Annotated in this window: 11 protein-coding genes; 6 read left to right on the top strand and 5 right to left on the bottom strand. The window is 70.0% G+C overall.

The window, feature by feature from the left end; genetic code table 11:
- Window positions 1-96: 96 nt before the first annotated feature.
- Both ABZ532_RS16385 and ABZ532_RS16380 read right to left on the bottom strand, forming a co-directional pair.
- Window positions 97-1,176 (bottom strand): NlpC/P60 family protein, encoded by a 1,080-nt coding sequence (locus ABZ532_RS16385; protein ID WP_361283169.1) that lies wholly within the window; start codon window positions 1,174-1,176, stop codon window positions 97-99.
- A 248-nt stretch (window positions 1,177-1,424) separates the two neighbouring features.
- On the bottom strand, window positions 1,425-2,246 hold the full coding sequence (locus tag ABZ532_RS16380; RefSeq protein ID WP_361283167.1) for a class I SAM-dependent methyltransferase: 822 nt from the start codon (window positions 2,244-2,246) through the stop codon (window positions 1,425-1,427).
- A gap of 304 nt (window positions 2,247-2,550) precedes the next feature.
- Here ABZ532_RS16380 and mshA point away from each other — a divergent pair, with 304 nt between their 5' ends.
- Together mshA and ABZ532_RS16370 are read left to right on the top strand one after the other, a co-directional pair.
- Window positions 2,551-3,885 (top strand): D-inositol-3-phosphate glycosyltransferase, encoded by a 1,335-nt coding sequence (mshA, locus tag ABZ532_RS16375; protein WP_361283320.1) that lies wholly within the window; start codon window positions 2,551-2,553, stop codon window positions 3,883-3,885.
- Window positions 3,878-4,438: a YbjN domain-containing protein gene (locus ABZ532_RS16370; RefSeq protein WP_361283165.1), complete on the top strand. Its 561-nt coding sequence runs from the start codon at window positions 3,878-3,880 to the stop codon at window positions 4,436-4,438. The genes mshA and ABZ532_RS16370 overlap by 8 nt, the downstream gene beginning before the upstream one ends.
- Here ABZ532_RS16370 and ABZ532_RS16365 read toward each other — a convergent pair.
- Window positions 4,435-5,757 (bottom strand): MFS transporter, encoded by a 1,323-nt coding sequence (locus tag ABZ532_RS16365; RefSeq protein ID WP_361283163.1) that lies wholly within the window; start codon window positions 5,755-5,757, stop codon window positions 4,435-4,437. The genes ABZ532_RS16370 and ABZ532_RS16365 overlap by 4 nt on opposite strands.
- Before the next feature lie 152 nt (window positions 5,758-5,909).
- Here ABZ532_RS16365 and ABZ532_RS16360 point away from each other — a divergent pair, with 152 nt between their 5' ends.
- Window positions 5,910-6,671 carry a phosphoglyceromutase gene (locus ABZ532_RS16360; RefSeq protein WP_361283161.1) on the top strand — a complete coding sequence of 254 codons (762 nt, stop codon included), beginning with the start codon at window positions 5,910-5,912 and terminating at the stop codon, window positions 6,669-6,671.
- Window positions 6,672-7,150: 479 nt separating this feature from the next.
- Here the strand turns inward: ABZ532_RS16360 and phoU are convergent, their stop codons facing one another.
- Window positions 7,151-7,831 (bottom strand): phosphate signaling complex protein PhoU, encoded by a 681-nt coding sequence (phoU, locus tag ABZ532_RS16355; RefSeq protein WP_361283159.1) that lies wholly within the window; start codon window positions 7,829-7,831, stop codon window positions 7,151-7,153.
- 226 nt (window positions 7,832-8,057) lie between these two features.
- Here phoU and ABZ532_RS16350 point away from each other — a divergent pair, with 226 nt between their 5' ends.
- Both ABZ532_RS16350 and ABZ532_RS16345 read left to right on the top strand, forming a co-directional pair.
- A complete protein-coding gene (locus ABZ532_RS16350) occupies window positions 8,058-9,440 on the top strand; it encodes an ATP-binding protein (RefSeq protein ID WP_361283157.1) in 1,383 nt (460 codons plus the stop codon).
- On the top strand, window positions 9,437-10,117 hold the full coding sequence (locus ABZ532_RS16345; RefSeq protein WP_361283155.1) for a response regulator transcription factor: 681 nt from the start codon (window positions 9,437-9,439) through the stop codon (window positions 10,115-10,117). The genes ABZ532_RS16350 and ABZ532_RS16345 overlap by 4 nt, the downstream gene beginning before the upstream one ends.
- A gap of 123 nt (window positions 10,118-10,240) precedes the next feature.
- Here ABZ532_RS16345 and ABZ532_RS16340 read toward each other — a convergent pair whose 3' ends face one another.
- Window positions 10,241-10,852, bottom strand: a complete 612-nt coding sequence (locus ABZ532_RS16340; RefSeq protein WP_361283318.1) for a DUF461 domain-containing protein — start codon at window positions 10,850-10,852, stop codon at window positions 10,241-10,243.
- 832 nt (window positions 10,853-11,684) lie between these two features.
- Between ABZ532_RS16340 and ABZ532_RS16335 the strand changes: the two genes are divergently transcribed.
- Window positions 11,685-12,167 (top strand): CarD family transcriptional regulator, encoded by a 483-nt coding sequence (locus ABZ532_RS16335; RefSeq protein WP_017945956.1) that lies wholly within the window; start codon window positions 11,685-11,687, stop codon window positions 12,165-12,167.
- Window positions 12,168-12,191: the final 24 nt, after the last annotated feature.

The raw sequence follows: 12,191 nt of genomic DNA, 5'->3' as shown, positions 1-12,191 counted from the left end.
CGGGGCCCGGGTGAACCCCGCACGCCTCCGAGGCGGCCTCTGCTCGGTGGCGGCGGCACCAGAAGGCCCAGGTGTCCGGGTCTCCGGTGTCCGACCCTATTTGTCCGGGCGTACGACGCCGAGGATCACCATCGAACCCGCGCCCGTGATGGTCACATTCCGCCCCGGCCGCGGGGCGTGCACGATCGCCCCGTCACCCAGGTACATCCCGACGTGGCTCGCGTCGGCGTGGTAGATGATCAGATCGCCGGGGCGCATGTCCTTGACGTCGACACGCGGCAGCAGGCGCCACTGCTCCTGCGAAGTCCGCGGGATGGTCCGCCCCGCCGCCGCCCAGGCCTGTGAGGTCAGACCCGAGCAGTCGTACGAGCGCGGGCCCTCGGCGCCCCATTCGTACGGCTTGCCGATCTGCGCCGTGGCGAAGGCGATGGCCTGGCGGCCCTTCTCACTCGCCCTGCCCTTGGCTGACTTGAGGATCCCGGACCCCAGCCAGCTCGCCTGCGCCCGGTAGGCCGCCTCCTGTTCGAGCTTCAGCAGCCGTTCCCGCTCCTTCTTCTCCAGCTGCGCCTCGATCTTCTCGGCGGCGGCGATCTGCTGGTTGATCTCCTTCTTGGCCTTCTCCTGCTTGACCCTGTTGGCCTCCAGCTTGGTCCACTGGGCGCTGGCCTCCTTGGTGTACGCCTCCAAGTCGTCCTGGGTCTGAGCGAGTTCGCCCATGAGGTCATGGGTGGCCTTCTGGCCCTGCCGGAAGCGGCCGATGCCGTCGAGGAACAGCTGCGGGTCGTCGGTGAGCATCAGCTGGGCCTCGGGCGGCAGCCCGCCGCCGCGGTACTGGGCGCGGGCGGTCGCGCCGGCACGGGCCTTGAGGTCGGCGATGCGGTCCTGGCCCCTGACGATCTCCTGGGCCAGCTTCACGATCTCGGCCGACTGCTTCTTGGTCTGCTCCTCGGCGAGGTTGTACGCGTCGGTGGCGGACGCCGCCTTGGCGTAGAGGCCTTCAAGCTCCAGGCGGATCGCTTCGAGGGACTTCTTGGGGGGCGTGCCCGGCTCGGGTGCGGCGGGAGCCGCGGGTGAGGCTGGGGCGGCAGTGGCTGCGAAGGCCGTCCCGGGTACGGCCAGCAACGTCACGGCGCAGACCACGGTGATCGCGGCTGCGGCACAGCGGCGTCGGTTCACAGACTCCCCCTCCGGACAACACCGTCATGTCACGCGTGTCACACAGAATATGATTGACCGTCAGTAACTTAGCTACAACGACGCGATGGTGCCATGCCCTGTGGAAAACCGACAGGGGCATCTGCCGGTCACACACATCCCGTCCATCGCGTGTCCATATCGTTCGTTCCGTCCATCCGTCACAGACGAACGAACCCCCCATCACGTTCCCTTGGGTCGCGATTCCTCTCCGGGGCGCCGCCTGCCGTTCAGCGGAAACCGGGCGCCAGCGCGGACCACTTCACGGTCACTTCGCCCTGCCGCCACCGCCGCAGCCCGTCGGAGCCCGTGCCGGTCAGCGGCCAGTCGGCCGACAGATCCCGTACCGTCCTGATCCAGCGCTGCCGCGCGCCCAGTGAGGCATACGGCGCGGCCGCCGCCCACGCCCGGTCGAAGTCGCGCAGAAACGCGTGCACCGGCTCGCCCGGCACATTGCGGTGGATGAGCGCCTTGGGCAGTCGTTCCGCCAGGTCCGACGGCCGGTCCAGCGAGCCGAGCCGGGTCGCGAAGGTCACCGTGCGGGGCCCTTCGGGGCCCAGGGCCACCCACACATGGCGCCGGCCGATCTCGTCGCAGGTGCCCTCCACCAGCAGGCCGCCTGGCGCGAGCCGGGCGCACAGGCGCTGCCAGACGGCGGCGACCTCGTCCTCGTCGTACTGCCGCAGCACATTCGCCGCCCGGATCAGCAGGGGTCGCTGCGACAGGGGGATCTCGAAACCGCCGTGCACGAACCACAGTCCCTCGCGCTCGTAGGGGCGGGCGGCCGCGACCCTGGCGGGCTCGATCTCGATGCCGACGACCTCGGTGCGCGGTTCGGCTGTACGCAGCCGCTGCATCAGCTCGACGGCGGTCCAGGGGGCGGCGCCGTACCCGAGGTCCACCGCGACGGGGGCGGCGTCCGAGCGGCGCAGGACCGGACCGTGCACGGCCGCGATCCAGCGGTCCATGCGGCGGAGCCGGTTCGGATTGGTCGTCCCACGGGTCACCGCGCCCACGGGTCGGGTTGGGGGCGGGGTGGGGCGCGGCGGCATGAGAAAGAGGGTAAAGGAGGTGGAAACGAGATCCCGTCCGCGCGACACGCCCGACCTGCTTGGCAATGTTTAGGCAAAGTGAGTCGCTGAAGGGAAATGGAAGCGGGCGCCACTGCTGTTGAGGCGCTTGCAGGGACGTACGTGCCCCGCCGAGCCATGCCCGCACGTCGAGCCATGACTCGCAGCCCACACCCGCACCCCGTACAGCCCACAGCCCAGCCCAGAGCACCAGCCACAGAGCCCGAGCCCACGCCCGGAGAGGACCGTCCACGTGAGCCAGTACGTGTCCCGGCTCGCCGGCGCCCTGGCGGCGCCGCAGCGGCGGCGGTTCACCGGCCTCACCGGCCAGCACCGCAGACCGCGCCGTATAGCCATGCTGAGTGTGCACACCTCCCCCCTGCACCAGCCGGGCACGGGGGACGCGGGCGGCATGAACGTGTACATCGTGGAGCTCGCCAAACGGCTCGCCGCCATCAACATCGAGGTGGAGATCTTCACCCGGGCGACCGCGGGCGGCCTCGCCCCCCTCGTCGAACTGGCGCCCGGTGTGCTCGTCCGGCACGTGGACGCAGGGCCCTACGAGGGGCTGGCCAAGGAGGACCTCCCCGCCCAGCTGTGCGCCTTCACCCATGGCGTGATGCAGGCATGGGCGGGACACCGCCCCGGCCACTACGACCTGGTGCACTCCCACTACTGGCTCTCCGGGCATGTCGGCTGGCTCGCCGCGGAACGCTGGGGCGTACCGCTGGTGCACGCCATGCACACCATGGCCAAGGTCAAGAACGCCGCGCTCGCCCAGGGCGACACTCCTGAGCCGTCGGCCCGGGTCATCGGCGAGACCCAGATCGTGGCCGCCGCCGACCGGCTGATCGCGAACACCGCGGAAGAGGCGGGCGAGCTGGTCCACCACTACGAGGCAGACCCCGCCAAGGTCGCCGTCGTGCACCCGGGTGTGAACCTGGACCGCTTCCGCGTCGCGGACGGCCGCCGTGCCGCCCGGGCCAGGCTCGGGCTCCCGCAGGACGCCCTGATCCCGCTCTTCGCCGGCCGTATACAGCCGCTCAAGGCCCCTGACGTGCTGCTGCGTGCGGTCGCGCTGCTGCTGGACGAGGACCCGGCGCTGCGCCGCCGCATGGTCGTACCGGTGGTCGGCGGGCCCAGCGGCAGCGGCCTCGCCAAGCCGGAGGGCTTGCAGAAGCTGGCGGCCCGGCTCGGTATCGCCGACGTCGTGCGGTTCTGCCCGCCTGTCACACAGGGGCAGCTGGCGGACTGGTTCCGGGCGGCTTCCGTGCTGGTCATGCCCTCGTACAACGAGTCCTTCGGACTGGTGGCCATCGAGGCCCAGGCGACCGGCACTCCGGTCGTCGCGGCGGCCGTGGGCGGTCTGCCCGTGGCCGTGCGCGACGGGGAGACCGGCCTGCTCGTCCCAGGCCACGACCCGGCCGACTACGCGCGCGAGCTGCGCCGTTTCGCCGACGACCCGGGGCTCACGGACCGGATGGGCGCCGCGGCGGCGCGGCACGCCCGGGGATTCGGCTGGGACACGGCGGCGGCGGGGACCGCCGAGGTGTACACCGCAGCGATGCGGGAGCGCGCGATGCGGGAACGGCGCCGTCACGTACGCTCCCACCATGGCTGACGTTGAGGAGATCTCCGGGATCGTCGAGGCGTATCTGAAGGACGCCGAACTCCAGTGGGAGAGCCCCGCGCCGGGCACGTACGTCGTCACGCTCCCGGGCACGCGCAAGCTCTCCACGACCTGCTCACTCCGTGTCGGCCGGCACTCCCTCTCCCTCAACGCCTTCGTCATCCGCCACCCGGACGAGAACGATGCGGGCGTCCACCGCTGGCTGCTCGAGCGCAACCTCAAGCTGTACGGCGTGGGTTACGCGGTCGACCAGCTCGGCGACGTCTACCTGACGGGACGGCTGCCACTCGCCGTCGTCACCCCCGAGGAGCTGGACCGGCTGCTGGGAACGGTCCTGGAGGCCGCCGACGGCGACTTCAACTCCCTGCTGGAGCTGGGCTTCGCGAGCGCGATCCGCAAGGAGTACGCCTGGCGGGTCGCGCGTGGCGAGTCCACGCGCAACCTGGAGGCGTTCACCCGGCTGATCCAGGCCCAGCCCCAGGCCCAGCAGCCCCAGGCCCAGTCCTCGGCCCCGGCTCAGGCCCCGGAGGGCAACGAGCCCTAGACGGTGGTCCTCACGGGATCCGCGGCCTTCTTGGTCTTCCCTGCCGCCATGGCCACCACGGGCTCGGCGGGCTCCGATGACTGCTCCGGTGCCTGCCCCCGCTCCGGCGGCAGCCCGCGCATCAGCAGCCAGTACCCGAGCGCCGCCACCGTGCCGAGCGCCGCGCACGAACCCCACAGCCACGCGGTGCCGAAGTGGTCGATCACGTACCCCGCCATCAGCGGGGCGACCAGCGCGGCGAGTGACCAGGACAGGGAGTAGACGCCCTGGTAGCGGCCACGGCCGTGGACCGGGGACAGCCGGGTCACCAGACCCATCTGGGTCGGCGCGTTCACGATCTCGGCCAGCGTCCATACGCAGACGGTCAGCGCGTAGACGCCGATCGATCCGGCGAACGCCGTGAGCCCGAAGCCGTACCCCCCGAGCAGCGCCGAGGTCACCAGCAGCCGCCGTGGGTCGCGGTGCTCGATGAAACGGGTCACCGGGATCTGGAGGAGCACGATCAGTACGCCGTTGGCGGCGATGACGACCCCGTAGTCGGACGGCGACCAGCCGCTGAGCCCCATGGTGACCGGCAGGCTCACCGTGCCCTGCATGAAGAGCAGGGCGATGAGGAAGGACAGCCCCACGACCCCCATGTACCGCCCGTCCCGCAGCACGGTCCCGAGCCTGACGGCGGGCTCCGTCCGCTTGTCCGCCCCGGCTTCCCCGTCATCGCCGTGCTTCGGCCGGGACTCGGGCAGCTTCACGTAGACCAGCACCGCGCAGGCGAGGGTGAGTGCGGCCTCGCCCAGGAACCCTGCGAGGTAGCTGTGCTCGGCGACAAGCCCGGCGGCGACGGCGGAGATCGCGAAGCCCAGGTTGATCGCCCAGTAGTTCAGCGAGAAGGCGCGCACCCGGTCCTCGGGCCTGACGATGTCCGCGATCATCGCCTGCACTGCCGGCCGGGAGGCATTGCTGGACATCCCGACCAGGAAGGCCACGGCGGCGATCGCCACCGGGCCCTCCACGAAGCCCAGCAGCGCCGTGGACAGCGCGGTCGAGAGCTGGGCGATCAGCAGCGTGGGCCGCCGCCCCAGCCGGTCCGCCATCACCCCGGCGCCCAGTGACGAGACCACGGAGCCGAGGCCGTCCAGGGCGACGACGAGCCCGGCGTAGGAGGCCGAGTACCCGCGATCCAGGGTGAGGTAGATGGCCATGAAGGTCGCGACGAAGTTGCCGAGACGGTTCACCAGGGTGTTCATCCACAGCCACCAGAACGCCGGGGGAAGACCCGAGACGCTCTCCTTCAGGGCGTGTTTGAGCGCGGCTGCGGACATGGGATCCCCCGGGCGGTGGTGAGTGGCGCATCAGCGCTGGTAAGTGGCTCAATGGCGATCGGCAACTTACGCGCCCCTGTGCTCGGAGGGCTACCCAATTGACGCCGGACGTCAATCGTCGGCCGTCCGGACCGTCTATTAGGCTCGGGACCATGGCCGACGCGACATACAAGCTGATCCTCCTCCGCCACGGCGAGAGCGACTGGAACGCGAAGAACCTGTTCACCGGCTGGGTGGACGTGAACCTCACCGAGAAGGGCGAGAAGGAGGCAGTCCGCGGCGGTGAGTTGCTCAAGGACGCCGGCCTGCTCCCCGACGTACTCCACACCTCGCTCCAGAAGCGTGCCATCCGCACCGCGCAGCTCGCCCTGGAGTCCGCCGACCGCCACTGGATCCCGGTGCACCGCTCCTGGCGCCTCAACGAGCGCCACTACGGCGCCCTCCAGGGCAAGGACAAGGCCCAGACCCTCGCCGAGTTCGGCGAGGACCAGTTCATGCTGTGGCGCCGCTCCTACGACACCCCGCCCCCGCCGCTCGCCGACGACAGCGAGTTCTCGCAGGCCGCCGACCCGCGCTACGCCTCCATCCCCCCGGAGCTGCGCCCGCGCACCGAGTGCCTGAAGGACGTCGTCGTCCGGATGCTCCCTTACTGGTACGACGGCATCGTCCCTGACCTCCTCGCCGGCCGCACCGTTCTGGTCGCCGCCCACGGAAACAGCCTCCGCGCGCTGGTCAAGCACCTGGACGGCATCTCGGACGCCGACATCGCGGGCCTCAACATCCCCACCGGCATCCCGCTCGCCTACGAGCTCGACGCCGACTTCAAGCCGGTCAAGCCGGGCGGCACGTACCTCGACCCGGACGCCGCGGCGGCGGCCATCGAGGCGGTCAAGAACCAGGGCAAGAAGAAGTAAGCAGCAGCCCGCGAAGGAAGCAGCAGTCCGCAGCGGTAAACGGCGGACGCAGCGCTGACCAAGGCCTCTGCCTGCGGTTTCTCCGCTGGCGGAGGCCTTGGTGCCGCGCGTGTGCTCTCTGGCTAGGCCGGCGGAGCGGCACGTCTCACGAGCGAAGGGCCCCGCCCCAGGCGGATGGTGCACTGCCTGGGGCGGGGCCCATCGTCGTGTGCTCTGCCGGTGTGGTCAGCCGCCGCACTGGCACGGCGCGCCGGACTGGCAGCCGCAGCCGCAGCTGGAGCCGCAGCCGCAGGCTCCGAGGATCGGCAGTTGGCGCGATGGGGGCACCACTTCAACGGACACGTTCTGCTCACGCACGTCGGTCGCGGGGGAATCTGCCATGCGGTCGTCCCTCCTCCTGGGCGTACTCGTGTCGCCTTACCCCATTGCATGCCCACTCAGCCGGGCGCATCAACGGCGCACGGAAGTGCGGCTTCGCGTTACGCGCCCTCGACCGGTCCGGTGTCCGCCTGGAGCTCGTCCGCGTGCTCGCCAGTCACCAGGTAGACCACGCGCTTGGCCACCGACACCGCGTGGTCGGCGAAGCGCTCGTAGTAGCGGCCGAGCAGGGTCACGTCCACGGCCGTCTCGATGCCGTGCTTCCAGCGGTCGTCGATCAGGTGCTGGAACAGCGTCCGGTGCAGCAGATCCATCTCGTCGTCGTCCGTCTCCAGCTGCAGCGCGAGATCCACGTCCTTCGTGATGATGACCTCGGCGGCCTTCGCCATCAGACGCTGGGCGAGCTGCCCCATCTCCAGGATGGTGGCGTGCAGGTCCTGGGGGACGGCGGTGGCCGGGAAGCGCAGCCGGGCCAGCTTGGCCACATGCTGGGCCAGGTCGCCCGAGCGCTCCAGGTCGGCGCTCATCCGCAGCGAGGTCACCACGATGCGCAGGTCCGTGGCGACGGGCTGCTGGCGGGCCAGCAGGGCTATGGCGCGGGCCTCCAGGTCGTGCTGGAGATCGTCGACCTTCTGGTCGGCGGCGATCACGGTCTCGGCGAGCTTCAGATCCGCGTCGAGGATCGCGGTCGTGGCACGCCCGATCGCCGATCCGACCAGCCGGGCCATCTCGACCAGGCCCTCGCCGATCGAGTCCAGTTCCTCGTGGTACGCGTCCCGCATGGGAAGTCCCTCTCTAGATACGAACGAACCCTGGGTGGGATGAGTGGGTTGAGCCTCCCACGGTGGGCTGAGCCTCCCACGCCGCCACGGTCGCCCCCGTACGCGTACGGCCCCTCCCGCCTAAGTGAACCGCCACTTTCCCCTCAGTGAACTCTGGGCGACGAGTGCCGGAGGTGCCACCCGGATGGCTGGGAGAGTGTCCCCGGGCACGCATAACCTGGACGGCATGGACGTGAACGCGGCGGTCGCCGCATTGGCCGCTATCGCCGGGGTGTGCACCGGCGTGATCGCCATGCTGGCGTTCCGCTGGAGCGAGCGCGACCAGGCCAGGCCCACCCGTACCTCCCTGCACACGGACGCCGCGCTGCCGCCCGGCGTCGACACCGTGCTGTCCGTGCTCCGCTCATCCGCGGTCGTCCTCGACGAGAGCGACTCCGTGGTCAAGGCGAGCTCCGCCGCCTATGCCCTCGGCCTGGTCAGGGGCGGGAAGCTGGCCGTGGAGCAGATGCTGCACATGGCCCGCGACACCCGCCGGGACGGAGAGATACGGCAGGTCGAGCTGGACCTGGACCGGCGCGGCACCGGCCGTGGCGAGGCGCTCGCCGTCTCCGCCCGGGTCGCCCCGCTGGGCTCCCGGCTCGTGCTGCTCCTGGTCGACGACCTCACCGAGGCCCGCCGTATCGAAGCGGTGCGGCGCGACTTCGTCGCCAATGTCAGCCATGAGCTCAAGACACCGGTCGGTGCGCTCTCGCTGCTCTCCGAGGCGGTCATGGACGCTTCGGACGACCCCGAGGCGGTCATGCGCTTCGCGGGCCGTATGCAGATCGAGGCCACCCGCCTCACCAATCTCGTACAGGAGCTCATCGACCTCTCGCGGGTGCAGAACGACGACCCGCTCGAGGACGCAGAGCCGATCCGGGTCGACGAGCTGGTCGCCGAGGCCATCGACCGCTCCCGGCACACCGCCTCCACCAAGCAGATCACCATGGCCGCGGGAGGCACCGCCGACCTGTACGTCTGGGGCAATCGCGGCCAGCTTGCCGCCGCACTCGGCAACCTCGTCGAGAACGCGGTCAACTACTCCCCGGCCCGCACCCGCGTCGGCATCGCCGCGCGCCGTGTCCCGGCGCACGGTGGGGACGCGATCGAGATCGCCGTCACCGACCAGGGCATCGGCATCTCCGAGAAGGACCGCGAGCGGATCTTCGAACGGTTCTACCGGGTCGACCCCGCCCGCTCCCGGGCCACCGGGGGTACGGGCCTCGGCCTGGCCATCGTCAAGCACGTGGCCGCCTCGCACGGCGGGGAGGTCACGGTGTGGAGCACCGAAGGTCAGGGCTCCACCTTCACCCTGCGGCTGCCCGAGGCCGGTTCCGTACGGGACCGCGCGAACACCGGCGCAGAGGCCGCCACGCTCACTGCCGTCGCTGTCGACGGTGCCGATGAGATCGTCGACGACGCCGACAGCGCTGACATCGTCGACGACGCCGATGGTGCCCATGACGGGGCGTTCGACCCCGAACCGGACGCCGCTCCCCACCACCACCCCGGTCCAGCACCCAGGACCACCACACGCGAACCACTGCCTGCCCCGGAGGTCCTTCCGTGACCCGAGTGCTTGTCGTTGAGGACGAGGAGTCCTTCAGCGACGCTCTTTCCTACATGCTCCGCAAGGAGGGCTTCGAAGTCGCCGTCGCGACCACAGGGCCCGAGGGACTTGACGAGTTCGAGCGCAACGGCGCCGACCTCGTGCTTCTCGATCTGATGCTGCCGGGCCTGCCCGGCACCGAAGTCTGCCGCCAGCTGCGCGGCCGGTCCAACGTCCCCGTGATCATGGTGACCGCGAAGGACAGCGAGATCGACAAGGTCGTCGGCCTGGAAATAGGAGCAGATGACTATGTGACGAAACCCTTCTCCTCGCGGGAGCTCGTCGCCCGGATCCGTGCCGTGCTGCGGCGCCGCGGTGAGCCGGAGGAGGTGGCACCGGCCGCGCTCGAGGCCGGTCCGGTCCGGATGGATGTCGACCGCCATGTCGTCACGGTCGCGGGCGCGAAGGTCGACCTGCCGCTCAAGGAGTTCGACCTGCTGGAGATGCTGCTGCGCAACGCGGGCCGGGTGCTGACCCGCATGCAGCTGATCGACCGGGTCTGGGGCGCGGACTACGTGGGCGACACCAAGACCCTCGACGTCCACGTCAAGCGTCTGCGCGCCAAGATCGAGCCGGACCCGGGCGCCCCCCGGTACCTGGTCACGGTGCGAGGCCTCGGGTACAAGTTCGAGCCGTAGGCAGGCCCGGGCCCGGACAGGGCCTGATCACGACGTAATGGCGGCGCCCCACCGGATGGATGGCGGATTCTCGGGATCCTCCGCCGGGTGGGCGCCGCCGTATGTGTGCGTGTTCCGCGAGCGTCAGTGCTCGGTGCCGGCTTCCGTGCCGTCCTCGGTGCCGTCGTGGGACGACGGCTCCGCCTCCTCACCCTCGCCGCCGTGCCCGGCTGCCGGGGCGCTCGGGCTGGACGCGGGGGCCGACGGGGAGGCCGGGGGCTGCGGGATGGCCGAGGGGCCGTACTCCGTGAAGTAGCTGCTGGCCGGCACGACGAAGGCGTCGATGCTGACGTCGCCGGTCTCGCTGAAGCGGAAGACGACCTTCTGCGGCTCGCCGTCCTGGCCCGCTTCGCGGCCGTTCTCGATGACGGCGGACGCGTTGCCCTTGCCGCCGAGAAGCACCGAGCCACCGGCCGGCACGGTGAGTGCACCGCTGCCCTTGGCCGGGCTCAGCTTCACGGTCAGCTTGGTGCCGGGCAGCGTGATCGACTCGAGGGTCTGCTCCTTGGTGCCGTTGTTGAACACCGTCCCCGAGACGACCGCCGGACCCTCTGCCTTGATGTCGGGCTGGGTGATGACCGTTGCGTTCTGGATCTTGATGTCGCCGACCGAGGTGGCGGCGTTGTCCGGCTTGATCGCCAGCGTCTGCGCGTCATTGCCCGCGCCGCAGGCGGTGAGCGAGGCGACCGAGATCATCAGGGCGGCGGCGGCGATGGCGCCGCGCCGAAGGCTGCGGGCGCCCCCGGGCGACGTATGGGGGAGGCTCACGGCGGCGGCAACTCCTTGTGCGGGCGGACGGGCTGAAGGTCTTACAGGTCTTGCGGGGCTGACGAGTGCTGCTGGGGTCGTACAGCGGGCTTAGGTTACCGACCCGCGGTCGGCGTCCCGCACCCGACCCGCCCCTGATGCGATCACGCTCCCCTCAGTGCTTCCTCGCGCCGCCCCCCAGCACTTCCCCGTTTCCGCCCCTGCGTGCTTGCACCCGACACCCTTTGTGCTTGCCCCCGCCACCCTCTGTGCTTCCCGGGCCGGCTCCGTGTGAGCCCTGTGCCTGGACTCCTGCGCCCGAAGTCGGCCCCGCCGACTGATTTGGTCCGCTGTTCACATTAGGCCGGTGATCGGGCCGGGGATCGGAGTGGTGATCAATTCCGCAGGCCATCACACATTCCGCACGGAAAACCGTCGACGGTACCCCCGGATGGCTCTTCGTGATCAATTCGGATTCCTTCCCGACACCCCTCCGCTCGGGTGACCGATCCTCGAACGGAGTATGGGAAGTCGATCACCGAGAACCGGGCAAATCGGGACGTTTGTCGGCTTTGGTGAGGGTTGTGGTGTGCGTAACGTGCACGTTTCTGGGTGCCCACGCAGCCGCTCCCACCTGCGAATACCCCGTTCCGGAAGGCGTCCGCAGCACGTCCGGGTTGCTGTTGTCAAGCCCCGAGATATGCCCTGACCTGCGAAAACGCCATTCAGAAGAAGCCGTTCTCGTGTTACTCTGGATAGCCACGGAAGGGGTACCTGTCACATGACGTTCAAGGTTGGCGACACCGTGGTCTATCCCCATCACGGGGCCGCGCTGATCGAGGCCATCGAAACTCGCCAGATCAAAGGCGTGGACAAGACCTACTTGGTGCTCAAGGTCGCCCAGGGCGACCTGACGGTTCGTGTGCCGGCGGACAATGCGGATCTCGTTGGTGTGCGCGACGTGGTCGGGCAGGACGGGCTTGACCGGGTCTTCGACGTACTGCGTGCACCTTACGCGGAGGAGCCCACGAACTGGTCCCGTCGCTACAAGGCAAATCTTGAGAAGCTCGCTTCCGGCGATGTCATCAAGGTCGCCGAAGTGGTGCGCGACCTGTGGCGCCGCGAGCGCGAGCGCGGACTCTCCGCAGGTGAGAAGCGCATGCTCGCCAAGGCCCGCCAGATCCTGGTGAGCGAGCTGGCCCTCGCGGAGAACACCAACGAGGACAAGGCCGAGGCTCTGCTCGACGAGGTCCTCGCGTCCTGACGCCAGCGCCGCCCCAGACGGTGT

The sequence above is a fragment of the Streptomyces sp. NPDC019396 genome, from assembly GCF_040632375.1.
Classification (GTDB): Bacteria; Actinomycetota; Actinomycetes; order Streptomycetales; family Streptomycetaceae; genus Streptomyces.
Note: the sequence above shows the minus strand (reverse complement) of the source record. Positions and strands in the feature narration are given on the sequence as shown.